The organism is Tenacibaculum insulae, from assembly GCF_964512435.1.
GTDB classification, from domain to species: Bacteria; Bacteroidota; Bacteroidia; order Flavobacteriales; family Flavobacteriaceae; genus Polaribacter; species Polaribacter insulae_A.
In genome coordinates this window covers 720,528-744,613 of the sequence record NZ_OZ208512.1, presented here as the reverse complement: position 1 = coordinate 744,613, position 24,086 = coordinate 720,528, and the positions used below count along the sequence as shown (strand labels likewise).

22 protein-coding genes are annotated in these 24,086 nt (G+C 29.5%); 11 read left to right on the top strand and 11 right to left on the bottom strand.

The annotated features are described in order from the left end of the window. Positions 1–55: 55 nt before the first annotated feature. From bamA to ACN5J5_RS03370, 5 genes are all read right to left on the bottom strand, one after another. Positions 56–2,602 carry an outer membrane protein assembly factor BamA gene (gene bamA, locus ACN5J5_RS03390; protein WP_418645904.1) on the bottom strand — a complete coding sequence of 849 codons (2,547 nt, stop codon included), beginning with the start codon at positions 2,600–2,602 and terminating at the stop codon, positions 56–58. Next, on the bottom strand, positions 2,595–3,347 hold the full coding sequence (locus ACN5J5_RS03385) for an isoprenyl transferase (protein WP_418645903.1): 753 nt from the start codon (positions 3,345–3,347) through the stop codon (positions 2,595–2,597). Before ACN5J5_RS03385 ends, bamA begins: the two co-directional genes overlap by 8 nt. A 2-nt stretch (positions 3,348–3,349) precedes the next feature. Beyond that, positions 3,350–4,030 carry a DUF6089 family protein gene (locus tag ACN5J5_RS03380; protein ID WP_418645902.1) on the bottom strand — a complete coding sequence of 227 codons (681 nt, stop codon included), beginning with the start codon at positions 4,028–4,030 and terminating at the stop codon, positions 3,350–3,352. Between the two features lie 108 nt (positions 4,031–4,138). Next, a complete protein-coding gene (locus tag ACN5J5_RS03375) occupies positions 4,139–5,035 on the bottom strand; it encodes an NAD kinase (protein ID WP_418645901.1) in 897 nt (298 codons plus the stop codon). Between the two features lie 33 nt (positions 5,036–5,068). Then, complete coding sequence (locus tag ACN5J5_RS03370; protein WP_418645900.1) at positions 5,069–5,728, bottom strand: CBS domain-containing protein; 660 nt, start codon at positions 5,726–5,728, stop codon at positions 5,069–5,071. 59 nt (positions 5,729–5,787) lie between these two features. Here ACN5J5_RS03370 and ACN5J5_RS03365 point away from each other — a divergent pair, with 59 nt between their 5' ends. After that, positions 5,788–6,501: a pyridoxine 5'-phosphate synthase gene (locus tag ACN5J5_RS03365; RefSeq protein ID WP_418645899.1), complete on the top strand. Its 714-nt coding sequence runs from the start codon at positions 5,788–5,790 to the stop codon at positions 6,499–6,501. 2 nt (positions 6,502–6,503) lie between these two features. Beyond that, on the top strand, positions 6,504–7,271 hold the full coding sequence (locus ACN5J5_RS03360) for an alpha/beta fold hydrolase (protein ID WP_418645898.1): 768 nt from the start codon (positions 6,504–6,506) through the stop codon (positions 7,269–7,271). A 66-nt stretch (positions 7,272–7,337) separates the two neighbouring features. On the opposite strand, the gene ACN5J5_RS03355 is transcribed toward ACN5J5_RS03360, so the two are convergent. Both ACN5J5_RS03355 and ACN5J5_RS03350 read right to left on the bottom strand, forming a co-directional pair. Continuing rightward, the gene (locus tag ACN5J5_RS03355; RefSeq protein WP_418645897.1) at positions 7,338–7,649 is read right to left on the bottom strand and encodes a hypothetical protein; all 312 of its coding nucleotides are present in this window, start codon (positions 7,647–7,649) and stop codon (positions 7,338–7,340) included. A 217-nt stretch (positions 7,650–7,866) separates the two neighbouring features. Next, positions 7,867–8,448, bottom strand: a complete 582-nt coding sequence (locus tag ACN5J5_RS03350) for a Crp/Fnr family transcriptional regulator (RefSeq protein ID WP_418645896.1) — start codon at positions 8,446–8,448, stop codon at positions 7,867–7,869. An 89-nt stretch (positions 8,449–8,537) separates the two neighbouring features. Here ACN5J5_RS03350 and ACN5J5_RS03345 point away from each other — a divergent pair, with 89 nt between their 5' ends. From ACN5J5_RS03345 to clpX, 4 genes are all read left to right on the top strand, one after another. Continuing rightward, a complete protein-coding gene (locus ACN5J5_RS03345) occupies positions 8,538–8,900 on the top strand; it encodes a phage holin family protein (RefSeq protein WP_418645895.1) in 363 nt (120 codons plus the stop codon). 136 nt (positions 8,901–9,036) lie between these two features. Next, positions 9,037–10,359 carry a trigger factor gene (gene tig / locus ACN5J5_RS03340; RefSeq protein WP_418645894.1) on the top strand — a complete coding sequence of 441 codons (1,323 nt, stop codon included), beginning with the start codon at positions 9,037–9,039 and terminating at the stop codon, positions 10,357–10,359. Positions 10,360–10,473: 114 nt separating this feature from the next. Then, positions 10,474–11,133 (top strand): ATP-dependent Clp endopeptidase proteolytic subunit ClpP, encoded by a 660-nt coding sequence (gene clpP, locus ACN5J5_RS03335; protein ID WP_418645893.1) that lies wholly within the window; start codon positions 10,474–10,476, stop codon positions 11,131–11,133. Positions 11,134–11,215: 82 nt separating this feature from the next. Next, positions 11,216–12,454: an ATP-dependent Clp protease ATP-binding subunit ClpX gene (gene clpX / locus ACN5J5_RS03330; protein WP_418645892.1), complete on the top strand. Its 1,239-nt coding sequence runs from the start codon at positions 11,216–11,218 to the stop codon at positions 12,452–12,454. 78 nt (positions 12,455–12,532) lie between these two features. Here the strand turns inward: clpX and ACN5J5_RS03325 are convergent, their stop codons facing one another. Continuing rightward, entirely contained in the window at positions 12,533–13,876 is a 1,344-nt protein-coding gene (locus tag ACN5J5_RS03325; RefSeq protein WP_418645891.1) for a leucine-rich repeat domain-containing protein, read from the bottom strand. Between the two features lie 123 nt (positions 13,877–13,999). On the opposite strand from ACN5J5_RS03325, the gene dnaG reads away from it, so the two are divergent. Next, positions 14,000–16,006 (top strand): DNA primase, encoded by a 2,007-nt coding sequence (gene dnaG / locus ACN5J5_RS03320; RefSeq protein ID WP_418645890.1) that lies wholly within the window; start codon positions 14,000–14,002, stop codon positions 16,004–16,006. Positions 16,007–16,094: 88 nt separating this feature from the next. Then, complete coding sequence (locus ACN5J5_RS03315) at positions 16,095–16,226, top strand: hypothetical protein (RefSeq protein WP_418645889.1); 132 nt, start codon at positions 16,095–16,097, stop codon at positions 16,224–16,226. Here ACN5J5_RS03315 and nadE read toward each other — a convergent pair. After that, positions 16,218–17,006, bottom strand: coding sequence for an NAD(+) synthase (gene nadE / locus ACN5J5_RS03310; protein ID WP_418645888.1), 789 nt, complete (start codon positions 17,004–17,006; stop codon positions 16,218–16,220). The two genes, ACN5J5_RS03315 and nadE, sit on opposite strands and share 9 nt — an antisense overlap. A 94-nt stretch (positions 17,007–17,100) precedes the next feature. Here nadE and gldB point away from each other — a divergent pair, with 94 nt between their 5' ends. The 3 genes from gldB to ACN5J5_RS03295 all read left to right on the top strand — a co-directional run bounded on the left by gldB (position 17,101) and on the right by ACN5J5_RS03295 (position 20,446). Next, complete coding sequence (gene gldB, locus ACN5J5_RS03305) at positions 17,101–18,063, top strand: gliding motility lipoprotein GldB (protein WP_418645887.1); 963 nt, start codon at positions 17,101–17,103, stop codon at positions 18,061–18,063. Continuing rightward, a complete protein-coding gene (gene gldC, locus ACN5J5_RS03300) occupies positions 18,063–18,398 on the top strand; it encodes a gliding motility protein GldC (protein ID WP_418645886.1) in 336 nt (111 codons plus the stop codon). Before gldB ends, gldC begins: the two co-directional genes overlap by 1 nt. A gap of 98 nt (positions 18,399–18,496) precedes the next feature. Next, complete coding sequence (locus ACN5J5_RS03295; protein WP_418646526.1) at positions 18,497–20,446, top strand: tetratricopeptide repeat-containing sensor histidine kinase; 1,950 nt, start codon at positions 18,497–18,499, stop codon at positions 20,444–20,446. A 2-nt stretch (positions 20,447–20,448) separates the two neighbouring features. Here ACN5J5_RS03295 and folK read toward each other — a convergent pair whose 3' ends face one another. Both folK and ACN5J5_RS03285 read right to left on the bottom strand, forming a co-directional pair. After that, entirely contained in the window at positions 20,449–21,573 is a 1,125-nt protein-coding gene (gene folK / locus ACN5J5_RS03290) for a 2-amino-4-hydroxy-6-hydroxymethyldihydropteridine diphosphokinase (protein ID WP_418645885.1), read from the bottom strand. A 222-nt stretch (positions 21,574–21,795) separates the two neighbouring features. Further along, positions 21,796–23,913, bottom strand: a complete 2,118-nt coding sequence (locus tag ACN5J5_RS03285) for a carboxy terminal-processing peptidase (protein ID WP_418645884.1) — start codon at positions 23,911–23,913, stop codon at positions 21,796–21,798. Positions 23,914–24,086 lie beyond the last annotated feature (173 nt).

Here is a 24,086-nt window from a genome sequence, read left to right as displayed (position 1 = left end):
AATGTGTTTAGAAAAAACCGTGCCAAAAAACCAGACACATCACAAATGTATGGTTTTAGAACTGTCTTCCAATAATAAAATGTGTTTGCCAACCAGATTTTTCGGTAGTTCCAGGTAAATTATCAAAACCATGAGCGAAATCGATACCAAGTAAACCAAAGGCAGGCATAAATATACGTATACCTAATCCAGCTGAACGCTTTAATTGAAACGGATTAAAGTCGCTAAAATTGTCATAAGAATTACCTGCTTCTAAAAATCCTACGGTATAAATAGATGCTGAAGGTTTATCTGTAATAGAATAGCGTAATTCCATCTGGAATTTATTATAAATTGAGCCACCATCAATAGATGATAATCGGTTGTTTTCATAACCTCTTAAACCTATTGTTTCTCTACCATCTAATTGACCTTGAGCAATACCATCTCCTCCTACAAAATATCTTTCAACAGGTGTTAATCCTAATTCGTCATTATATGAACCTAAATATCCCATTTCAAAATTAGACATTAATACTAATTTTTTAGCTAATTCAGTATACCACTTTCCTTTTGCAGTAATTTTATAGTATTCTAACCAATTGTATTTATCAGCTAAATAATCTTGCCTTTCTTGATTGGTCGGGTTTTTTTGCTCTGTATAATCTTTTCCGTTTACTAAAGAGTAAGGAAAAGTTGCTTTTCCTGTAAGTGAAAAGTCTGAACCATAAGTTGGAAATATTAAACTAGGCCCTGCAGAATTACGACTTAAAGCAATTGTATATGCTAAGTTATTTAGGTCTCCTTGACTCATTAAATCATTAGAAGATCCTACTCGGTATCCGTAGTTTTGTAAGTCTATTCTTTGGTAACTTATGTTTTGTGCCATTGAAAAGTAATCATCTGGCCAATTTAAACGTTTTCCTAAACCAATAGAAGCTCCTAGTATACTTAAACTTTGGTCTTTATCTACAGAGTTTGTAATATAGTCGTATCTGTATTGATTAGATAAATAAATAGAAAAAGATAATGATTGTGGTTTTTTACCACCTAACCAAGGTTCGGTAAATGAAAAACTGTAAGTATTATAGGTTCTACTTGTTTGTAAACGAAGTGAAAGCTTTTGACCATCTCCCATTGGTAATGGTTGATATGCTTCTTTGTTAAATATATTTCTAAAAGAAAAATTGTTAAAAGATAATCCCAGTGTACCAATAAAAGATCCACCACCATAACCACCTTGTAGTTCTATTTGACTTCCTCCTTTTTCTACTACAGAAAAATCAATATCTGCAGTTTTGTTTTGGTAATCTGGTTTTACATCTGGAGTTACATTTGCATCAAAAAAACCTAATTGACCAATTTCACGAATAGAACGAATAATGTTTTGTCTACTAAATAAGTCACCTGGTTTTACACGTAATTCTCTATAAATAACATGATCGTTTGTTTTTTCATTTCCTGCTACGGTAACTTTTTTAATAGTAGCTTGTTCGTCTTCACGAATACGGACTTCAACAGTAATTGAATCGTTGCTTACTTTGGTTTCAATAGCATTTACTTGAGAAAACAAGTATCCATTGTTGTGGTATAGGGTTTGAATATCTTGAGAAGAAGGTGTTCCGTCTCCAGAAATACGTTCTTTTAATACTTTACCATTATAAACATCACCTTCGTCAATACGAACGATGTTTTGTAAAAACTCATCAGAATATTTTTTGTTACCTACAAATTTTATTTCTTTAAAACGATATTGACGTCCTTCTTCTAATGCTATTTCTATATTAATCGTATTGTCGTTATTCCAAGTAAATTTATCAGATAAAATACGAGCATCTCGATACCCTTTTTCACTATATTTTTCAAGAATACCTTCTAAATCTTCTTTAAAATCATCAGAGATATATTTTGATGATTTCCAAAAACGCCCTAAAACTTTACGTTTCGTATTTTTCATAATACCACGTAAAGACGTGCTAGACAAAGCTTTGTTACCAATGAAATTAATCTGTTTAATTTTAATACGTTTCCCTTTGTCAACAAAAATATCCATGCTAACAGTGTTAATATCAGAAGTGTCTTTTTTAGTATTTAAAGAAACTTTAGTTTTTAGAAAACCTTTGTCAGTATATTTCTTTTTAATATAATTTCGAGTGGTAATAATTAAATTTTCAGTAACCATCACTCCTTTTTTAAGCTCGGTTTCTTTTTTAATATCTCTAGCTTTAGATTTTTTTATCCCAGAAAAACGTACGTCACTTAATTGAGGAAGTTCAGTAACATCAAATAAAAGATAAACGGTTTCGCCATCTTTTTTAGATAAATAAACATCTACTTCGCTAAATTGTTTACTTTCATAAAGCTTTTTAATAGCACTAGTAAGTTTGTCTCCAGGTAATTTAATAGATTGTCCATCAACCAAACCAGTGTAAACTCTAATGGTTTGTTCGCTAAATTTTTGTAAACCAGTAACTGTAATTCCGCCAAGTATGTATTGAGTTCCTTTTTTGTAAGGAATAACGTTGCTTGTAGCAGTACTATCTTTAGTTATGGTGTTTTGTGCTTGTGTATTCGCTGTTAAAAAAGCGATTAAAAATACTACTAAATAAGAATATTTATTCATTGGTCTCAATCTGTTCACTTGTTTTTCCAAATCTTCTTTCTCTGTTTTGATAATCTATAACGGCGTCAAAAAGATTTTCTCTTCTAAAATCTGGCCATAATACCTCTGTAAAATATAATTCGGCATAAGCTATTTGCCAAAGTAAAAAATTACTGATTCTTTGTTCGCCACTTGTACGTATCATTAAATCAACGTCGGGCAAATTAAATGTATATAAATGGTTATTTATAATTTTTTCGTCTATTTTTTCAATATCTAGCTCTTTATTAACAACTTTTTTAGATATGTTTCTAATAGTGTTAACAATTTCTTCTCTCGAACCGTAACTTAAGGCAAAGGTTAAAGTAATTTTTGTGTTGTTTTTTGTTTCGCTAATTACTTTACCTAAAATTTTTTGCGCATTTTTTGGCAAGCTTTCAATATTACCAATGGCATTAACTTTTACATTTTTACGTTGAAATTCTGGAAGTTCTTTTTTTAGCGTATTTACTAGTAAACTCATTAAAGCGTCTACTTCTAATTTTGGTCTGTTCCAGTTTTCGGTAGAAAAAGCATAAAGTGTAATAAACTTAACGCCAATTTCTGAAGCTGTATCTGCAGTTTCTCTAATGGCTGTTAATGCATTTTTATGACCAAAAACTCGTTGCATTCCTTTTCCTTTAGCCCATCTACCATTACCATCCATAATAACGGCAATATGATTTGGAACTTTTTCTAAGTTAATGCTTTGTAGTTTTTTATCCATATTTATTCTGCTAATCCTTTATAACAAGGAGGTCTTCCGAAGGAATAAACGATTGAAATACCGGTAAACATATACCAGTCATTTCCTGTTCCTCCAAAATTTAAATTATTTATTTTATCTGTTGTAAAATCAATATCATCTACTAATGTAAAACGAACTCCGGTTTCAAAAGCAATTGCCAAATGATCGTCTAATCTTCCTTTAATACCAATACCAACAGGTAAAGAGTACGAAAAGCTATTTTTTAAACGAACGGTATTTGCGCTAGTTAATTCTACAGGACTTGAGTAGTTAAAAGCAGCAATTTCAGCAAGTATGTATGGTGTAAAGGTGGTTTTGTAATCGCTTATATTATAATCAAAAAAGTTAAATTCTACCCCAACTGCAAATTCATGAATGTTATTTGAGAAATTATTCCCTCTGTTTTGGCGAAATTTATTCTCAGCATCTTTATCATCTCCAGAAACAGGGATGTAAGTATAAGTTCCTCTTAAAGCTATTCTAGGGTTTAAGTTGTATTTATATACCAATCCGCCACCAACTTCATTAGGATATAGGTAGTTTGTTTTACCAATATCTCCACTGTAATTAGTGCCTCCAACAAAAACACCAACTTCGTGAGTTTGTGCCTGTGTTATTGTTGCTGTTAAAGCAAATATTATGAATATAAAAAGTTTCTTCATTATAAAAAATAGCGTGCAAATATAGGGAAATGAATTTGCTTTAAAAAGTTAATAATCTGTCTTTTTGATTAACTTTTTTTTAAAGGATTTATTGTGATAAACTTAATATTATAAAGATTCGTTACGAGTGTCTTCTCCCCATAAAAGTTTGCCTCTTAGTGTTTTTAAAAAGGATTGCTGATGTAGTAAAATACATTTTATATTAAAAGAAGTTTTTTGTATTTTGATTTTAGTGCCTAAAGGAACCGTTGTAATACGAGAGTCTAAAGAAATTAAGTAATCTTTTTCACGCGCGCTAACTTCTAGTTGAATAGTAGTGTTGTCTGGTATTACCATGGGTCTTGCATTTAAATTATGCGGAGCAATAGGTGTAATTACAAAACTTTTAGAATCGGGTAAAATTACAGGGCCGTTACAGCTTAAAGAGTAACCTGTAGAGCCTGTTGGTGTTGAAATGATTAAGCCATCAGCCCAATAGTTGGTAAGATATTCTTCGTTTAAATACGTTTTTACGCCAATCATAGAAGTAGTGTTTCTACGAGCAATGGTAATTTCATTTAAGGCAAAATCTAATTCTGTAAATCCTGCTGCTTGTGGTGTGGTATTTATTTGTAGTAAAGATCTGTCTTGAATGGTGTATTCTTTTTTTATTAGCAATTCAACAGTTTCTTCAATTTCATTTTTTTGAACGGTAGCTAAAAAACCTAATCTACCGGTGTTAATTCCTAAAATAGGAATGTTTAAATCTCGAATATAAGTTACGGCTCTTAAAAATGTTCCGTCACCACCCATGGTAAACATCATGTCAAAAGAACTAGATAAGTCATTAAAATGAGTGTATGTAGGATATTTTTTAGTTAAAGATTTATTTTTAACTAGTAGATTATAAAATTCCTCTTCAAAAAAAACAACAATATTTTTATTTTCGAGTGTAGTTAGCAGTAATTTAATTTCTTTCTCTGCAGAAATTGTATAAGCTTGACCGTAAATGGCTACTTTTTTCAATGTAAATAATGTTTAATTTAATAGATTAGTAAATTACATATCTAAGTATTTTTTTAAATAAGAAGCTCTGTCTTTTAGTTCTTCTAAATAAAAATCATCCTCATGTTGTGTAATTACATTGTAATCATATCTTCTAAATGTTTGGATAATTTCATTAATATCATCAGTAATTACCTTTAAAGTAACTTGAATAACATCTTGGTTTTCAGATGAAATATATAACCCTAAAAGTTTTCCGTTGCTAGCTTCTACTATCTGAGCAATTTCGCCCATTGAATAATCACTTTTGTTTTTATTGATGATTAAAGTATCGCTTTCATTATGTAAAAAAGGACTGTCGGCAAAAGCATCTAAAATATCACTCAATTCATAATACCCAACATAGTTCTGTTCTTTGTTTAAAACCGGAATTAAATTACAATCATTATCAGCAAATAAAACAAGCACATCTAATAATGTGGCTTTTTCATTGGTGAAAAAATGGTCTAATAAATAAGAATATTCAGTTAATTCCTGATTTTTATCTTCAATAGTTTGAATATCACTTTCGGGTAAACAACCAATTAATTTACCATTTTCAACAATAGGAATATGTGTAATTGGCAGGTTTTTACATACTTTTTGAGCACTTTTCACAGTGCTTTTTAAAGTAAGAGCTTTAATTTCTTTAAGTATAAAATCGTTGATATTCATTACTACGAATATAGTTTAAAAAGTTTTAATGATTTACCTTTGTAACTTAATTTTATGAGATGACAAAGTTAAGTGTAAATATTAATAAAATTGCAACATTACGTAATTCTAGAGGTGGCGATACACCTAATTTATTACAGGTGGCAACCGATATACAGCATTTTGGAGCAGAAGGAATTACAATTCACCCAAGACCCGATGAACGACATATTCGTTATCAAGATGCGTACGATTTAAAGTCGATTGTAACTACTGAATATAATATTGAAGGTAATCCGATTGATAAATTTACTAAAATGGTTTTAGATATAAAACCAACACAAGTAACTTTAGTGCCAGATAGTGTGAGTCAGCTGACTTCAAATGCAGGTTGGGATACAGTTAAAAATCAAGTATATTTACAAGAGGTAATATCTGAGTTTAAAAGCAACGGAATTAGAACTTCTATTTTTATTGATACAGATTTAAAGTTGATAGAAGCGGCAGCAAAAACTGGTGCTGACAGAATTGAATTATATACTGAGGAATTTGCTACCCAGTACGATTTAGGAAACAAATTGGCGGTAAAAAAATATGCAGATGCTGCAATTTTAGCACATGATTTAGGGTTAGGAGTTAACGCAGGGCATGATTTAAGTTTAGAAAATATCAAGTTTTTTAAGGAGAATATTCCAAACTTGGCAGAAGTTTCTATTGGACATGCACTTATTTCTGAATCACTGTATTTAGGTTTAGAAAACGTAGTAAATATGTATTTACATAGATTGCAGTAAAAATGCAGATTTTACATTCAAGAATAGTAGGCGAGGGAAAACCAGTGTTAATTTTACACGGTTATTTTGGTATGGGTGATAATTGGAAAAGTCATGCAAATAAACTTGCTGAAGATGGATTTGAGGTGCATTTAATAGATCAAAGAAATCACGGACGTAGTTTTCATTCTGATGAATTTAATTACGAGTTGATGGTGGCAGATTTATATAATTATATTGCGCATCATAATTTAAAAAAAGTTGATTTATTAGGGCATTCTATGGGTGGGAAAACAGTAATGTTGTTTGCTACTGAATATCCAGAAAAAGTAAATAAGTTAATTGTTGCAGATATTTCTCCAAAAATGTATCCGCCGCATCATCACGACATTTTAGATGCTTTAAATTCGGTTGATTTTAGTATTCAAAATTCTCGTAAACTGATAGATGAAAAACTAGCAACCTTAATTCCAGAAATTGGTACACGACAATTTTTATTAAAAAGCGTGTATCGAAAAACAAAGGATGAATTAGCTTTTCGTTTTAATTTAACGTCGTTAACCGAAAATAATAACGAAGTAGGCGAAGCATTACCGTCATTTACTGTTTTTGAAGGCGAAACCTTATTTTTAAAAGGTGAAAATTCGGGTTATATTTCAGTAGATGAAGAGCCGATAATTAATGCGCACTTTCCTAATTCGATAATAAAAACAATCGCTAATGCAGGTCATTGGTTGCATGCTGAAAATCCAAAAGATTTTTATGCAGCACTTATCACTTTTTTTAATTGATTTTTAAAGATTGGTTAACAATTTCGTATAAACTTTAGTTGTAGTTTTGGGGCTTAAGCACTAATCTTAATAACTATATTCAATTTGACTATCCCATTTGTCAAGATTTAAAATTATTAAATCATTATTTGAAACCTGTATTTGAGTTAAATTAAATGATAGTTTCACTTCTATACCAGCTTCACAATTATCTTTATCATCAAAAGCTAATCTAATATTTTTTTGAATAGGACTGGTTTCTAAATAATCATCACTTGTTACTAAGTCGTAATAAATATTACCGCATCCACCACTATATTCAATGGTTAGATTTAGATTGTTATTGCTAATCGAAGCGTTAATTATTTCGAAATCATCATTTGGGCTATTTATAAACAAGTCTGTGTTAACTCGAATTACATCGGAGTTTTCCAGATAACTATTAATGTTATCATTACTATTACAACTAATTGTAAATGTTATAATAAATATTAGAAATGTAATTTTAAATTTCATCTGTCGTTAAATTTAAATGATTTAATGATGTTTTAAGTTTGTTATAAAAAGAGCTAAGAGCTAAACTAAATTTTTATTGTTGTATGCAGGAAAGTTTAAATCATTTTAAAGAAATCTCTTTTCTAATTCTACTTAATGAGCTGTCGGTAATACCTAAATAGGAAGCTAAAATTTTTAAAGGTACTTTTTTTATAATTTCGGGTTGTTGTTTTATTAAATTCAAATACCTTTTTTCAGCAGAATCTTTAATCATACCAAGCATTCGTTCTTTTAAATTAGAGTAGTTTGTAATTAGCATCATTCGACCAAATTCTCTAAACTCAGGAATGGTATGAAAGTTTTCTTGAACATCATCATAATTCATTTTCCATAAAACACAATCTGTTAAACTCTGAAAACTTTCATTGCTAGGTTGTTGTTTAAAAAAAGATAAAAAATCGTTTACAAAACAAAAAGGAGCATAAATATTAGTTGTAATTTCATTCCCATCACTATCAATAGTATAAGATCTAACAAAACCAGATTCTAAAACAAAAGTAGCTTTTGGAGTTTTGTTTTCAAATAAAATATCAATGTTATCTTTAATTTTAACAGCTTCAAATTTTTTGGTAATTAACTTTGCTTTTTCAGAAGATATTGGAAGTATTGATTGTATAAAAGTTTGTAGGTTTTCCTTATTCATAAAATAACAGTAAATTTTAAAAACCTGTCAAAATAACAGCTTTATTCTTTTGGTACGATTATCGCTCTAATTTATAAAAAATAAAAGAAATGAAATTATTTTTAAAATTATTGTTAACAGCTTTAGCAGTTATCATTTTAGCAAATATTTTACCAGGAGTTGTGGTTACAAATTACGGAACCGCTGTTATTGTAGCAGTTGTTATTTCGTTGTTAAATATGTTTGTGCGTCCGTTATTAGTGTTTTTTACATTGCCAGCAACCATTGTAACTTTGGGTTTGTTTTTGTTTGTAATTAACGCAGTAATTATCTTGTTTGCAAGTAATTTAGTAACAGGTTTTGCAGTTAACGGATTTTTTACAGCACTGTTATTTAGTGTGTTGTTGTCAATATTCCGATCGTTCTTATTTTCTTTATTAGATGATGATAAGAAGACGAAGAAAATGAAATAATAAAATTTGATAACAATATTTTGATTATCAGCAAGTAAAAGATAAAAGCAAGAGTGTACTCTTAAAGGTAAATGTCTTGCTTCTAATAAAATAAAATAGTAATTTTGCACCCGATTTTAAAGAAACAGATTTTAAGATGAATATTACAAAAGAAAACGTAGATGCGTTAAACGCAGTGGTAAAAGTTGATATAGTTGCTGAAGATTATCAAGCACAAGTAACAAAACAATTAAACGATTACCGTAAAACAGCGAACATTCCAGGATTTAGAAAAGGTCAAGTACCAATGGGAATGGTAAAAAAGCAATACGGAAAATCAGTAATGATTGATGAAGTAAATAAACTTTTACAAGAATCGTTAAACAAGTATTTAACAGAAGAAAAGTTAGATATTTTAGGAAATCCGTTACCAAGAGTTCAAGACGATTTTAATTGGGATGCTGATAAGTTTTCTTTCGAATTCGAATTAGGATTAGCTCCTGAGTTTGATGTAAACTTAAAACCAAAAAATAAAGTTACTCAATATAACATCGTTGCAACTGATGATTTATTAGATAAAGAGGTTGAAAATATTCAAACTCGTTACGGTAAAATGATCTCTAAAGAGGAAGCTACAGAAGAAGCGAATGTAACTGGTACTTTTGTAAACGAAGAAAAAGAAATCAATAAAAAAGCTACCATAGCGGTAAAAGATATTAAAGGAAAAACAAACTTAAAAAAGTTTGTTGGTGCTAAAGTAGGTGATGTTTTAGAGTTAAAAACTAAAAACTTATTTGAAGACGAGCATAAATTACAAGGAGCTTTAGGTGTTGCTCATGATGATGTTCACGGATTAGATGTTGCAGTTTCTTTTACAATTGAAGAAATTACTGAAACTGAAGCAGCAGAATTAGATAAAGAATTATTTGATAAATTATTTGCTGACGGAAGTGTAAGTACAGTATCTGATTTAAAAGATAAAATTAAAGAAGATGCTGAAAAGCAATTTCAACAACAAGCAGATCAGCAATTATTAAATGCAATTACTGAAAACTTAGTAGAAAATACAAAATTTGATTTACCTACTGAATTTTTACAAAAATGGTTGCAAACAGCAGGCGAAAAACAATTAACTGCTGAAGAGGCTGTTGAGGAATATAACAAGTCTGAAAAAGGATTACGTTACCAATTAATCGAAGGGAAAGTTATGAGAGATAACGATATCAAGATTGATTATGCAGAATTAGTAGACTACGCAAAAGGATTTATCCGTTCGCAAATGGCTCAGTTTGGTAACATGAATCCAGAAGAAAAAGAATTAAACGACATCGCTGGTAGAGTTTTACAAAACCAAGACGAAGCTCAAAAATTACAAACTCAATTAATTAGCCAAAAATTATTAGCTTTTTATAAAGAAAACATGAGTTTTGATGCTAAAGAGCTTTCTTACGAAGACTTTATTAAAGAAGTATACAAATAATAGTTTTAAACTATTTTGATATAAAAAACCTGAATGTAAATTCAGGTTTTTTTAGCCATAAACACTAACAAAATAGTTCTTATATTTACAGCTTATAACCAAAAACATTTTAGAATGGATTACGGAAAAGAATTTGAAAAATACGCAACAAAACACCACGGAATAAACAGTACATATTTAGGGAAAGTAACTAGTAGTTTAACGCCATATATTATGGAAGAACGTCAAATGAACATTACACAAATGGATGTTTTTTCTCGTTTAATGATGGATAGAATTATCTTTTTAGGTACAGGTATTAACGATCAAGTTGCCAATGTAATTCAAGCACAATTATTATTTTTAGAAAGTGTAGATGCAAATAAAGATATTTCAATTTATATCAACTCTCCAGGAGGTGGTGTTTACGCTGGTTTAGGTATTTACGATACCATGCAATTTATTAAGCCAGATGTAGCTACAATTTGTACAGGTATGGCAGCTTCTATGGGAGCAGTTTTAATGTGTGCTGGTGAAAAAGGAAAACGATCTGCATTGCCACATTCTCGTATTATGATTCACCAACCATTAGGTGGAGCGCAAGGACAGGCATCTGATATGGAAATTACCGTAAAAGAAATCGGTAAATTAAAAACCGAATTATATAATATTATTTCTGAACATTCTGGGCAACCTTTTGATAAAGTTCACGCAGATTCTGATCGTGATTATTGGATGAAAGCCGACGAAGCAAAAGCTTACGGAATGGTAGATGAAATTTTAACAAGAAAATAAATAGTTAGCTTTCAGCGATAAGCAATATGTAGTAAACTTTTTAAAACTACTACATAAAGCCTAGAGCCTAAATCTTATAAAAATGTCGAAAGAAGAAAACTTACAATGTTCCTTTTGTGGACGTAAAAAACCAGAAACAGATTTGTTAATTGCTGGTATGGATGCACACATTTGTGATAAATGTATAGAGCAAGCTCACGGAATTGTAGAGGAAGAAGTTGCTGAGGCTATTTCAAGCACTTTGTCTAAAGATTTAACACTAAAAAAGCCAAGAGAAATTAAAGCTTTTTTAGATGAATATATTATCGGGCAAGATGCAACTAAAAGAGGAATGTCGGTAGCTGTATATAATCACTATAAAAGATTATTGCAAGCCAAAGACGCAGAGGATGAAGTAGAAATAGAAAAATCAAACATAGTTTTAGTAGGTGAAACTGGTACAGGTAAAACATTAATAGCGCGTACTATAGCAAAAATGCTAAATGTACCGTTTTCTATTGTTGATGCGACTGTTTTAACCCAAGCAGGTTATGTAGGAGAAGATGTTGAAAGTATTTTAAGTCGTTTATTACAAGCGGCAGATTACGATGTTGAAAAAGCTGAAAGAGGAATTGTTTTTATTGATGAAATTGATAAAATAGCTCGTAAAGGAGACAATCCATCTATTACAAGAGATGTTTCTGGTGAAGGTGTTCAGCAAGCATTATTAAAATTATTAGAAGGATCTGTTGTAAACGTAGCTCCGAAAGGAGGAAGAAAACATCCAGATCAAAAATTTGTAGAAGTAAACACCAAAGATATTTTATTTATCGCCGGAGGAGCTTTTTCAGGAATCGATAGAATTATCAGCAAACGATTAAATATGCAAGCCGTTGGATATTCTGCATCAGTAGCTGAAGATAAAATTGATGAAGAAAATTTATTGCAATACATTATTCCGTCTGATTTAAAATCGTTTGGATTAATACCCGAAATTATAGGGCGTTTACCCGTTTTAAGCTACATGAATCCTTTAGATGCAAAAACGTTGCGTGCAATTTTAACAGAGCCAAAAAACTCTATTATAAAGCAATACGCAAAATTGTTTTCTATGGATGATGTTGAGTTTACATTAACCGAAGAAGCATTGCAATATATTGTAGACAAAGCGGTTGAATATAAATTAGGAGCTCGTGGTTTGCGCTCGTTATGTGAAGCTATTTTAACAGATGCAATGTACGATATGCCAAGTTCTGAAGAAAAAGAACTTAGAGTAACAAAAGAATATGCTGAAGCAAAAATAACGAAATCAGCATTAAAAAAATTAAGAGCAGCTTCTTAATTAAAAGAATATAAAAAGTTAAAAACCCACATTTATTAAAATGTGGGTTTTTTTATAAGTGATATTATAAATTTACTTTTACAATGTTTTAACCTTGCTATGTTTCTTAATCCATTCGTTAAGTTGCGCAGCTGTTAAATTATATTTTTGTTGTATTTGACTTTTTTTACTTTGTAAATGAGTAGCATTTAAAACTAAGTATTCATATTCTTTTGCTACCGATTTTTTAAACTTATCGTAAAAACTTTTTGCACTTTCAGTTGGTTGTGCTGTTTTTGCTTTAAGAGCAGAATTTCCTAGTAAATTAATCCACTGTGTAAATTGTTCAGAATTTAAATTATATTTCTTCTGAATTTCTTCTTTCTTACTTTGTAAATAAGCTGGGTTTAATATGGCTTTTTCATATTCGTCAACAGCAGATTTTTTGAATTTTGAATAATAAGCAGGAGTAAATTTTTTAGGAAGCCCTACATCAGTAGTCGTAAATTTATTTTTATCCGTAGTTAATAAACTAGCATATTTAGTAATCCATTGCGAAAGTTGTTGAGCGTTTAAGCTATATTTTTGCTGTAATTCGTTCTTCTTACTTTGCGTATGATTTGCCGCAAGTACTAATTGATCGTATTCGCTAACAACAGAAAGTTGAAATTTTTCGTAATAATTAGAAGTACTTTCTTTAGGTTGACTATTTACAGTACTTGGTGTTTTTTTTACAATTGGTTGTGGCGTTGTTTTAGTTACAACTTCTTTTTTAACGACAGTTTGCACAGGTGTACTTATGTCATTTTTATTTGTTGTATAAATAGCATTCTGATCTTTATACCATCCTTCAGGAATATTGTTAAACTGAGTTTCGTTTACTAAAATTCCACTTATTTTATTACCAGTAGTATCTAAACTTTCTAATTTAGTACAGCCTTTAACATTTAAACTTGTTAAATTGTTAAAACTACAATACAAACTTTCAAGCTTAGTATTTTCTCCTAAAATTAGAGAGCTTATTTTGTTATTATCACAACTTACATAAGCTAGTTTAGTGTTATTCGCTAAATTTAAACTTTCAATTTGATTTTCATTACAGTTTAAAAAAGTAATTGAAGTACTTTTAGATAAATCTATCTTCGTAATATTATTATTAAAACAATCAATTCTTTTTAAGTTAGGAAAATGCTCTAAACCCGTTAAATCTTTAACCTTAGAGTGTACATTTGGTAAAAGTTTATTAGTTAAAGGGTCGTTGATATTTAAGTTAATAACATGTTTGGCATCTTCAACTAAAATAGTTCCGTTTAAACCATTCGAGTCAATATCTAAATCAATTAAACATTCTTCTAACCCAATATCAGGAATAGCGATTGTTTCTTGAGAGACAAGATTTAAAGTTAAAAAAAATAAAATATAGAAGGGTGTACTTATTTTCATGAGGTATAATTTGCTGCAAAACTATATATTTATATGCTTTTAGCAAATAAAAAAGTTAATAGATTTGTTTTTAGGAGGAAAACACCTAAAACAAGTATATTTGCAAGCTGTATTTTACACGATATGATAACCCAACAAACCATAGAAAGAGTTTTTGAAGCTGCTCAAGTAGAGGAGGTGATAGGTGAGTTTGTACAATTAAAAAAATCAGGAAGTAGTTTTAAAGGATTAAGTCCGTTTACTGATGAGCGAACTCCATCGTTTATGGTATCGCCTGTAAAACAAATTTGGAAAGATTTTAGTACCGGTAAAGGAGGAAATGCTGTTTCTTTTTTGATGGAACACGAGCATTATACTTATCCGGAAGCCATAAAATGGTTGGCAAAAAAATACAACATTGAAATTGAAGAAACCGAACAATCTGATGAGCAAAAACAACAGCTAAACGAAAGAGAAAGCATGTTTTTGGCATCTAAATTTGCGAAAGATTATTTTCATGATGTGTTGATGAACTCTCAAAAAGGAAGAGCCATCGGATTATCTTACTTTAAAGAAAGAGGTTTTAGAGAAGATATTATTGAAAAATTTGATTTAGGATATTGTAAAGATGAGTGGAGTAATTTTACCGATGCAGCTTTAGCAAAAGGATACGATTTAAAATATTTAAAATCTACCGGATTAACAATTGTTAAAGAAGGCGGCGCACAAGACAGGAAATTTGATCGTTTTAAAGGTCGGGTAATGTTTCCAATACATAGTATGTCTGGTCGTATTTTAGGTTTTGGAGGTAGAATTTTAACCAACGACAAAAAAGCGGCAAAGTATTTAAACTCGCCCGAAAGTGATATCTATCATAAAAGTAAAATTTTATATGGTATTTATCATGCTAAGAAAGAAATTGCAAAACAAGACAATTGTTATTTAGTAGAAGGATATACCGATGTAATTTCGTTTTATCAATCTGGTGTAGAAAACGTAGTTGCCTCTTCTGGTACGGCGTTAACGGCCGATCAAATTCGATTGGTAAACCGTTTAACTAAAAATATAACCGTACTTTTTGATGGAGATGCAGCTGGTATTAGAGCTTCTATACGTGGTATCGATTTAATTTTAGAACAAGGAATGAATGTAAAAGTAGTGTCTTTTCCTGAAGGGGAAGATCCTGATAGTTTTGCAAAAGCACATTCAACCACAGAATTAAAAGAATATTTAGCAGAAAAATCGCAAGATTTTATCGAATTTAAAGTGTCTTTGTTGATGAAAGATGCTGCGAATGATCCTGTAAAAAAAGCAGGACTAATTAGAGATATAGTTACCAGTATTTCTAAAATTCCAGACGGAATTCAACGAGAAGTGTATGTGCAAGAATGTGCACGTATTATGGACATTTCAGAGCGAGTTTTATTTAGTGAGTTAGCTCAACTGTTAAATAAAAGTACTTCAAAACCTAAAAGAGGAAATCAATCTAGTGGTTTAAATCAACCGCCAGCAGAATATTTATACGAGCAAGAGCAAGGTAGTATGCGCGCTGTAAAAGGCGGTAAAAAAGGAACTCAAAAAATTGATCAACTAAATATTCTTGAGAAAGAAATTATCAGAATATTATTATTGTATGGTAATGAAGTAGTAGATTTTGTAAATTGGGTAGATGGTGTTGATGAAAAAGGACATCCTGTTTTAGAGAAAGAAGAATATCAAAACACAGTTTCTAACGAGTTGTATTTAAATTTGCAGGAAGATGAAATTGAGTTTGCAAACGAAATTTTTAAACTTACTTATTACCAATTAGTGCATCAATTAAATCAAGATGAAAAAATTTCTATTGATCAATTAATTATGCACGAAAATCAAGAAATTTCTAGCTTAGTAACTAATATTTTAATGGATGAAGAAAAGTATTCGTTAAGCGATTGGGAGCGTAAAGAAATTTTTGTGACAGAAACGATTAAAATTCTTCCTAAATTAGTTTCGGATGCAACATTAAATTTAAGGAGAATTTTAATTGAAGAAAAAATTAAAGAGATGATGCATGAAGTGCAAACACAAAATGCGGTTCTTGATTTAGAAGAAATTACCAATTATACCGATTTAAAAAAGCGTCTTTTCGAAAAACTAAATCGAGTAATTTAGTTTTAAGTAAAACAATAGGGTGTTTTCCCCTTTTTGTAACCTCCTATTTTTTTTGTAGTTTCGCAATAAGAAAAAGAAAATTACTACTATGGAAAAAACACTACAATTTTTAAATTTGTTTAAAATGTTGGTATTACTACCTTTTAACGTTTCTAACGGATACAAAAAACGCGCATATAAAGAAATTAAAAAACAAATGATGTTGGTTAATTTACTTTAACTCCAAAGGAATTTCGCAAACAGGAATAGGAACCATTTTGTGCTGATTAATTCGGTTTAAGCGAGTGTATATTTTAAATACTTCTAAATCTCTATCAGAAAAATCATCTGTTGTTTTTCCTTTATTTTGCATTTTCATTGCCCATTCTAACTCATCGTACGAAGCTCCAATTTGATCTTCGTCAGTTCTGCTATCACCAAATAAGCCATCAGTAGGTTGTGCTTTTTGAATAGATTGTGGTACGTTTAAATGTGCAGCTAAAGCATAAACTTCCGATTTTACTAAATCAGCAATTGGACTTAAATCAACACCGCCATCACCATATTTTGTGTAAAATCCTACTCCAAAATCTTCTACTTTATTACCTGTTCCAGCAACCAATAAACCGTGTAATCCGGCAAAATAATACAAGGTAGTCATACGTAAACGTGCACGAGTATTGGCTAAAGCTAAATCGGTTTTTGCTGATGTTTTTACTTGCGGAACCACTGTTTTAAAATCTTCAAAAGTACTGGTTAAGTTAACTTCAATTTCGCTAACATTACTAAAACGTTCCTTTAATTGTTTTATATGCTCATTAGCTCTGTTTACTTGGCTTTTTGCTTGATGAATAGGCAACTCAACACACAAGGTAGTTAATCCTGTTTTTGCGCATAATGTTGAAGTTACTGCGCTATCAATACCGCCAGAAATTCCTATAACAAATCCATTTACACCCGCTTTAGTAGCGTATTCTTTTAACCATTGTACAATATGTTCAGAAACTTTAGGCGTATTCATAATTAAGTAGATTTTATAAAGGTTTATAAAAATAGATATAAACTATTTTAGTAATTTCGACGTTGTAATATTCAATGTAAATATACTAAAGTTCATGAGAAAAATTTTAGCACTTTGTGTTTTAGTTTCAGGTTTAATTTCTTGTAAAAAAGAACCTGAATTTAATTTAAATGTAGATGTTTCTGCAATTAAAGTTAACTTAAATATTAATCGGTTTGATATTGATTTTTATACAATGCAACCCAATGAATTAAAGGATGTAAAAAAGAAATATCCTGCTTTATTTCCTGCACAACCAGATAGTGTTTGGATCAATAAAATCAATAATAAAGACGAAATTGAATTGTATAACGAAGTACAGAAAAAGTTTGCTTCGATAAATGATTTAAAAACTGATTTATCGTCATTATTTAAGCATTTAAAATACTATCATCCAAAATTTAAAAGTCCAAGAGTTATAACAATGTTAACCAATATTGATTATGATAATAGAGTTGTATATGCAGATAGTTTATTATTGATTTCATTAGATGCTTATTTAGGAAAAAACCATGAGTTTTATAATGATTATCCTGCCTATATAAAGCAAAATAACGAAAAAGAAAATATTATTGTTGACGTAACTAAGTCGGTAATAAATTCTGAAATTTTTCCTAGTAAGCAAAGAAGTTTTATTGATAAAATGATTTATAAAGGAAAGAAAATGTATTTGTTAGATGCTTATTTACCAAGAATTTCGGGTGATAAAAAAATAGGATATTCTAAAGCTAAATTTGATTGGGCTCAAAAGAATGAAGAGCAAATTTGGAAGTATTTTGTTGAAAAAGATATGTTGTTTAGTACAAGTAATGAATTAGATAAACGCTTTTTAAATGTAGCTCCTTTTTCTAAATTTTATTTAGAGCAAGATAATCAATCTCCAGGGCGAATAGGCGAGTTTGTAGGTTGGCAAATTGTGCGTTCGTACATGCAAAAGAATGATGTATCTTTGCAAGAATTATTACAAAAAAATGAAGAGGAAATCTTCAAGAAATCAAACTATAAACCAAAGAAATAATGGCGATAGAGCATACTTCTAAAATAACATTTAAAGTAGGGTTAGACGAAAATAAAATTCCGGAAGAAATTTCATGGAATGCTGAAGATGGCGGAATAACAAACGAAGCTTCTAAAGCAATTATGTTATCTGTTTGGGACCATAAGAAAAAAGATACTTTACGTATGGATTTATGGACAAAAGATATGCCTGTTGATGAGATGAAACAGTTTTATCATCAAACATTGGTGTCTATGGCAGGTTCTTTTGAAAGAGCTACTAATGATGAAAAAATGAGTGCAACTATGCGAGATTTTTGTGATTATTTTGCCGAAAAGTTAGAATTAAAGAAATAAAAAAAGCAGCGTTAAGCTGCTTTTTTTATTTCTTTAACTTTCAGGTTTTTAAGATTGAAATTAATTTTCCTTTTTTGTTTAAATGATTATTTTTGAGTATGATTAAAATTGTTTTTAAAAGTATAATAGTGTGTTTTCTGCTGTTTACAGGTGTAAGTATTAGCCAAACAAAGAGGTTAAAAGAAAATAAAATTAAGAGTGATAAAGAGTTAATTCAAGAGGCTTTTTTTCTTTTAAATAATAACGAGGAGAAAAAAGCATACACAATTGCTAAAGAGTTAAAAAAAACAACAAAATCTAGATATGCTTTAATGAATAGTAATATGGTTTTAGCATATTACTTTAACAGAAAAGTAACGATAGATTCTTCTATATTTTATGCACGAAAAGCACTTGAGTTTAATACAGAAGGAGGCGATTCTTTAAAATCTAAACGAAAATCAACCATATATAATCTTTTAGGAAGGAACTATAATGTAAAAAGTTTTAGTAAAGAAAGTAAAAAATGGTACATAAAAGGGATTGAAGAAGCTCAAAAATATAAAGAACAATACCTGTACTACGCCAATACACACGGGTTGGCTTTAGTGTATTATAATGAAAATGCTTTTAAAAAAGCGTTGAATCTTTTTAAAGAATGTTTAATTTATAAAGGAGATAAAGAAATTACTTATGGTAGTTATATAAATTTAGGAATGATTTATGGGGAGTTTAAAAATTATAAATCTTCAAATAACTATTTAAATAAAGCTTATGAAATTAGTTTATTAGAAAAGAATACTAAGGCAATGGCTTCAATTCTTTTAAGTTTGGCAAATAATGCTCAAGAACAAAATAATGCTAAAAAAGCAGAAGAATTGTATGCAAAGGCAATAAATATAAGCGAAAAAGATGGATATCATCAAATAAAAACAGAAGCTAAAATAGGAATGGGAAACCTACTTTTAGATTTAAAAAAATACAAGGAGGCTCGTTTAATTTACAGTATTGCTCTTAAAGATGCTTTGCAGTTTGAGCTGTTAGGAAAGCAGTTAAAGGTATATGAAAAGTTAAAAACTACATCGGTAGAAACATCTAATTTCGAGGAAGCTTTTTTCTTTAACTCAAAATATTATCAGATTAGAGATTCGATAAATAAATTACAAAAAGCTGAAAAAATTAACGAATTGGAGGTTAAATATGAAACAGTAAAAAAAGAAAAAGAAATAGTTTTATTAAAAAAAGATCAGGAATTACAAGAAATTAATTTAAAAACAGAAAAAGAGAATAAAAAAATAATGTTAATCTCTTTTTTAATTATTCTAGCCACTATTATCGGTTTTTTAATTAATTATTATTTAAGACTTCAGGCGCAAAGCGAGTTAAATAAAAAAGAAAAAGAAATTAATTTGCAAAAAGTAACAGCCTTATATAAAGAAAATGAGTTAGAGTTAATTAAAGCAAACATAGCCGGAAGACGTATAGAAAAAAAGAGGATAGCACAAGAATTACATGATAGTATTGGTGGTAATTTAGCAGCAATTAAATTGCAATTGAGTAGTTCTAAAATATCAAATCCAGCTTTTGTTAAAAAGGTAAGTGTTCAGGTAGATGATACTTATAAACAAGTAAGAAATTTATCGCATTCATTAATTTTTGAACAAAAAAAAGACAAAAATTTTTGCGATTCTATTGATGCTTATATGAATAATATTGGTAGTTCTAGTAATATAACCACTTCGTTTATTGCGCATCCAAAGCAAAAAATAAACGAATTGCCAGAACTTGTAAAGTCTGAAGTTTTTAAAATTGTTCAAGAGTTGATAACCAATACACTTAAACACGCAAAAGCTTCATTTATGGAGTTAAGTGTAAATTTATCAGATGAAGTTGGATTAAATGTTATTTTTGAAGACGATGGTATTGGTTTTAATTATGTAGAACAAAAAAAAGGCTTAGGATATAAAAATATTAAAAACAGACTTAAAAAAATAAACGGTAAATTAATGGTAGACTCTAGAAAGGGGAGAGGAACCATTATTAATATAGAAATAGCTGAAAATGAGTAGAGTTAATTTCGTTTAATTTTGTTGATAATTAACTGGTAATCATTAGGGTTATTAACAAAATCTAAATCTGAAACATCAATTATTAAAATATTTAAGTCTTGTTCAGTTTTTATAAAATTACTATAGCCATCATGAATTTTTTGTAAATAACTAGCTTCAATGTTTTGCTCGTATTCACGACCACGTTTTTTTATGTTTTCTAATAAACGATCTGTATTTTGATATAAATATACGTACAAATCGGGCTTCGTAATTTCTTTATACATCAAATCAAACATTTTTCGATACAATTTGTATTCATCCTTTTGTAAGGTAACTTGCGCGAAAATTAAAGATTTAAAAATGTAATAATCAGAAACAATAAAGTTTTTAAATAAATCAAATTGAGCTAAATCATCTGATAATTGCTGATATCTGTCAGCTAAAAAACTCATTTCTAAAGGAAAAGCATAACGCTCGTTGTCTTCGTAAAATTTGGGTAAAAAAGGATTATCAGCAAAACGTTCTAATACAATTTTTGCATTAAACTCATCAGACATCATATTGGCAAGAGATGTTTTTCCTGCACCAATGTTTCCTTCAATAGCAATATAATTATACTTCTCAGTAATTGGAATAGGCCTTTTTAAGCGTTCTTTAATTACTGTTATTTCAGAACTATCATTACAATTTTCTAAACAAATATAAAGGTGTTTTTTCTCTATTGGATGAATGGTGTTTCGGGCAATTTCAACTAAAGGTACTAAAACAAACTTACGCTCTAGCATGCGCGGATGCGGAACAATAAGATTTTTAGAAAAAATAATTTCATCATCAAATAATACAATATCTAAATCAATAATTCTGTCAATATAAGCTTCTGTATTTTTTCTTGCTCTACCCAATTCTTTTTCAATATCAAGTAAGGTTGTTATTAAGCTTTCGGGAGGCAAATAAGTAGAAACTTTAATGCAGGTATTATAAAATTCGGCACCATCAAAACCTAAAGCAGGTGTTTTATATACCGAGGCAATTTTTTGAACAGCACCAATTTTATCAGTAATTAAATTTACTGCATTTTGAATATTTTGAAGCTTATCTCCTTGATTGCTTCCTATAGATATGTATGTTATTCGTTGTATTTTCATTTGCTAAGTGCAAAGAAAAATAAAACTACAGTAAGATGCGTAAAAAATACTTTTTTTATTTTTTATTTTTTTTAAAAAATAAGGTAGGGTAAAAAGTATTTGTCTTGTTTTATTGCGGGGATTAACTGAGAAGAGGGTATTATACTTTTAAGATTATTGGGGAATGATCAATAAAACAACTCTTTTTTAAGGCTACTAATTTAATTAGTAGCCTTTACTTTTTTATTGCTTTACAATCGCATAATTTTTATTCATTTTTAACTCACTCAACACATTAAGAGCTTCGTTTAAGTAAATATCTTTCTTTAAAATTTTATGCCAAACAACGCGTTTTTCTTTTAAAACGGTATCTTTTGAAAATAAATTTAATTCGTATTTAGGCGATTTAAAAGTTAAGTTAGAATCAAATTTAAAGATATCTTTAAATTGCTCTCCTTCTTTTATTTTTTTCTCATTCTCCTTTTTAAAAGCACTATATTTTAATGAAAAAATTCTTTCTTCTTGATTTTTCTTAAGCCATTTAGCGTATTCATTAATTTCTTTAAACTTTTGATTATTTAAAACACGTTGTTGGCTATTGTAAATAGCATTCGCAAAATTACTATACGATTTTGTGCTAGTGTATGAGGCTTGTTGCACCTTATCCCAAGGTAAAGCACCATCTAAGTCACGTTCGCCAAATTTCATATAACTATATCGGCTAGGTAATGAAATATCAGAATAAACTCCTTCTATTTGAGTAGAGCCACCGTTTATTCTATAAAATTTTTGAATGGTCATTTTTAAGGCACCTAAATCGCTAGGGTATTTTTCATAAAAACGATTAATAGGAAGTACATTTTGTACTGTTCCTTTTCCGTATGTTTGTTTACCGCCAATAATTACACCGCGATTATAATCTTGCATAGCAGCGGCAAAAATTTCGGATGCTGAAGCAGAAAATTCGTTTACCATAACCACTAATGGGCCATTCCATTGAATTTTACTATCCGTATCATTTTTAACTAAAGGATCTTCATCTCTGTATTTTACTTGTACAATTGGTCCTTTTTCAATAAATAAACCACCAATTTCAATAGCTGTTTTTAAAGAACCACCACCGTTATCACGCAAATCAACAATTAAACCTTTAACGTTTTCACTTTTTAAACGTTCAATTTCTTTTTCCATGTCTTTAGCAGCATCTCTACGGCTTAAATCATTAAAGTCAATATAAAATCTTGGTAAATCTATAATTCCGTATTTTTTACCATCTTTTTCAACAATACTCGATTTTACAAAAGTTTCTTCAAGTTCAACAACATCTCTAATAATAGAAATAATTTTAGTTGAGCCGTCAAATTTTTTCTTAACAGTTAAACGAACCTCTGTACCTTTTTTACCTTTTATAAATTTAATAGCATCGTCTAAACGCATCCCAACAATATCTAAAGGTTCAGCATCTCCTTGTGCTACTTTTAAAATAATATCATCAGGCTCTAATTCGCCTTGTTTCCATGCTGGTCCGCCAGAAATTAGCTCAACAATATGAGTGTAAATTCCTTTTTTTTGTAAACGAGCACCAATCCCTTCTAATTTACCAGACATTTCTTGATCGAAACGTGTTTTTATTCGAGGAGACATGTAAGTAGTGTGCGGATCAAAACCACTAACAACACTATTTAAAAAGGTAGAATACCAATCAGAATTTTCTAATTCATCAATACGTTCGTATAATTCGTTCATGTCTTTTAAAACATTTTTTCGAGCCTTTTTTTCTAACTCTGAAAATGTTTCTTTCTTAAAATTAGCCTCTTTTTCAGCTTTTTTATCTTGAAGTTCTTCGGCATTTTCAATTCTACTAGCAATAGATAGTTTTAGTTGTTTTCGCCAATAATCAATGAGTTCGCTTTCGTTTTTTGCAAACGGAATTTTATCATAGTCAACATCTATTACTTCATTTTTTTTATAATTAAAAGGCGCTGTAAGTAATGAACGGTAATTATTTTTAGCAACAGATAATTTTGCTAAAAATCGGTTGTAAACTAACTTGTAAAAATCTAATTTACTTTCTTTTAATTGATCATCTATTTGATATTTAAACTGAGAAAATTCTTTTAAATCTTCTTGTGTAAAATATCTTTTACTAGGGTCTAAACCATCAATAAACGAATTGTAAACGTGTTCAGAAAAATTATCATTTAAATCTTTTTGAACATAATGGTATCTGCTTAAAATATTTTTTAAAACATATATAATTACTCTGTCTTTATCCGGATCTTTTTCAGAAACAGTATTCGGGTAAATTGTACTTGAGAATAATATAATGGCAAAAAAAGGAATGATAAATTTCGTTTTCATATATTTTCAATCTTTTTAATTAGATACTTGTATTGCTAAACTACTAAAATAATGTGAATTTTTTAATATTGAATTTCTAGTAAGAACTTCTTTTTTTAGATAAAGAATTAACCTTATTAATATAAAAAATAAGTCGCGTTTATATTTTACTCATTACAATGAGTAATTTCTTT

What these genes read in the sequence shown, in the direction of transcription:
- ACN5J5_RS03365 (WP_418645899.1), top strand. Translation starts at nt 5,788, where the DNA reads ATGACAAAGTTAAGTGTAAATATTAATAAAATTGCAACATTACGTAAT.
- dnaG (WP_418645890.1), top strand. Translation starts at nt 14,000, where the DNA reads ATGATAACCCAACAAACCATAGAAAGAGTTTTTGAAGCTGCTCAAGTA.
- gldB (WP_418645887.1), top strand. Translation starts at nt 17,101, where the DNA reads ATGAGAAAAATTTTAGCACTTTGTGTTTTAGTTTCAGGTTTAATTTCT.
- clpX (WP_418645892.1), top strand. Translation starts at nt 11,216, where the DNA reads ATGTCGAAAGAAGAAAACTTACAATGTTCCTTTTGTGGACGTAAAAAA.
- ACN5J5_RS03315 (WP_418645889.1), top strand. Translation starts at nt 16,095, where the DNA reads ATGGAAAAAACACTACAATTTTTAAATTTGTTTAAAATGTTGGTATTA.
- ACN5J5_RS03370 (WP_418645900.1), bottom strand. Translation starts at nt 5,728, where the DNA reads ATGAATATCAACGATTTTATACTTAAAGAAATTAAAGCTCTTACTTTA.
- folK (WP_418645885.1), bottom strand. Translation starts at nt 21,573, where the DNA reads ATGAAAATACAACGAATAACATACATATCTATAGGAAGCAATCAAGGA.
- ACN5J5_RS03285 (WP_418645884.1), bottom strand. Translation starts at nt 23,913, where the DNA reads ATGAAAACGAAATTTATCATTCCTTTTTTTGCCATTATATTATTCTCA.
- tig (WP_418645894.1), top strand. Translation starts at nt 9,037, where the DNA reads ATGAATATTACAAAAGAAAACGTAGATGCGTTAAACGCAGTGGTAAAA.
- ACN5J5_RS03385 (WP_418645903.1), bottom strand. Translation starts at nt 3,347, where the DNA reads ATGGATAAAAAACTACAAAGCATTAACTTAGAAAAAGTTCCAAATCAT.
- ACN5J5_RS03345 (WP_418645895.1), top strand. Translation starts at nt 8,538, where the DNA reads ATGAAATTATTTTTAAAATTATTGTTAACAGCTTTAGCAGTTATCATT.
- clpP (WP_418645893.1), top strand. Translation starts at nt 10,474, where the DNA reads ATGGATTACGGAAAAGAATTTGAAAAATACGCAACAAAACACCACGGA.
- gldC (WP_418645886.1), top strand. Translation starts at nt 18,063, where the DNA reads ATGGCGATAGAGCATACTTCTAAAATAACATTTAAAGTAGGGTTAGAC.
- ACN5J5_RS03380 (WP_418645902.1), bottom strand. Translation starts at nt 4,030, where the DNA reads ATGAAGAAACTTTTTATATTCATAATATTTGCTTTAACAGCAACAATA.
- nadE (WP_418645888.1), bottom strand. Translation starts at nt 17,006, where the DNA reads ATGAATACGCCTAAAGTTTCTGAACATATTGTACAATGGTTAAAAGAA.
- ACN5J5_RS03325 (WP_418645891.1), bottom strand. Translation starts at nt 13,876, where the DNA reads ATGAAAATAAGTACACCCTTCTATATTTTATTTTTTTTAACTTTAAAT.
- ACN5J5_RS03350 (WP_418645896.1), bottom strand. Translation starts at nt 8,448, where the DNA reads ATGAATAAGGAAAACCTACAAACTTTTATACAATCAATACTTCCAATA.
- bamA (WP_418645904.1), bottom strand. Translation starts at nt 2,602, where the DNA reads ATGAATAAATATTCTTATTTAGTAGTATTTTTAATCGCTTTTTTAACA.
- ACN5J5_RS03360 (WP_418645898.1), top strand. Translation starts at nt 6,504, where the DNA reads ATGCAGATTTTACATTCAAGAATAGTAGGCGAGGGAAAACCAGTGTTA.
- ACN5J5_RS03295 (WP_418646526.1), top strand. Translation starts at nt 18,497, where the DNA reads ATGATTAAAATTGTTTTTAAAAGTATAATAGTGTGTTTTCTGCTGTTT.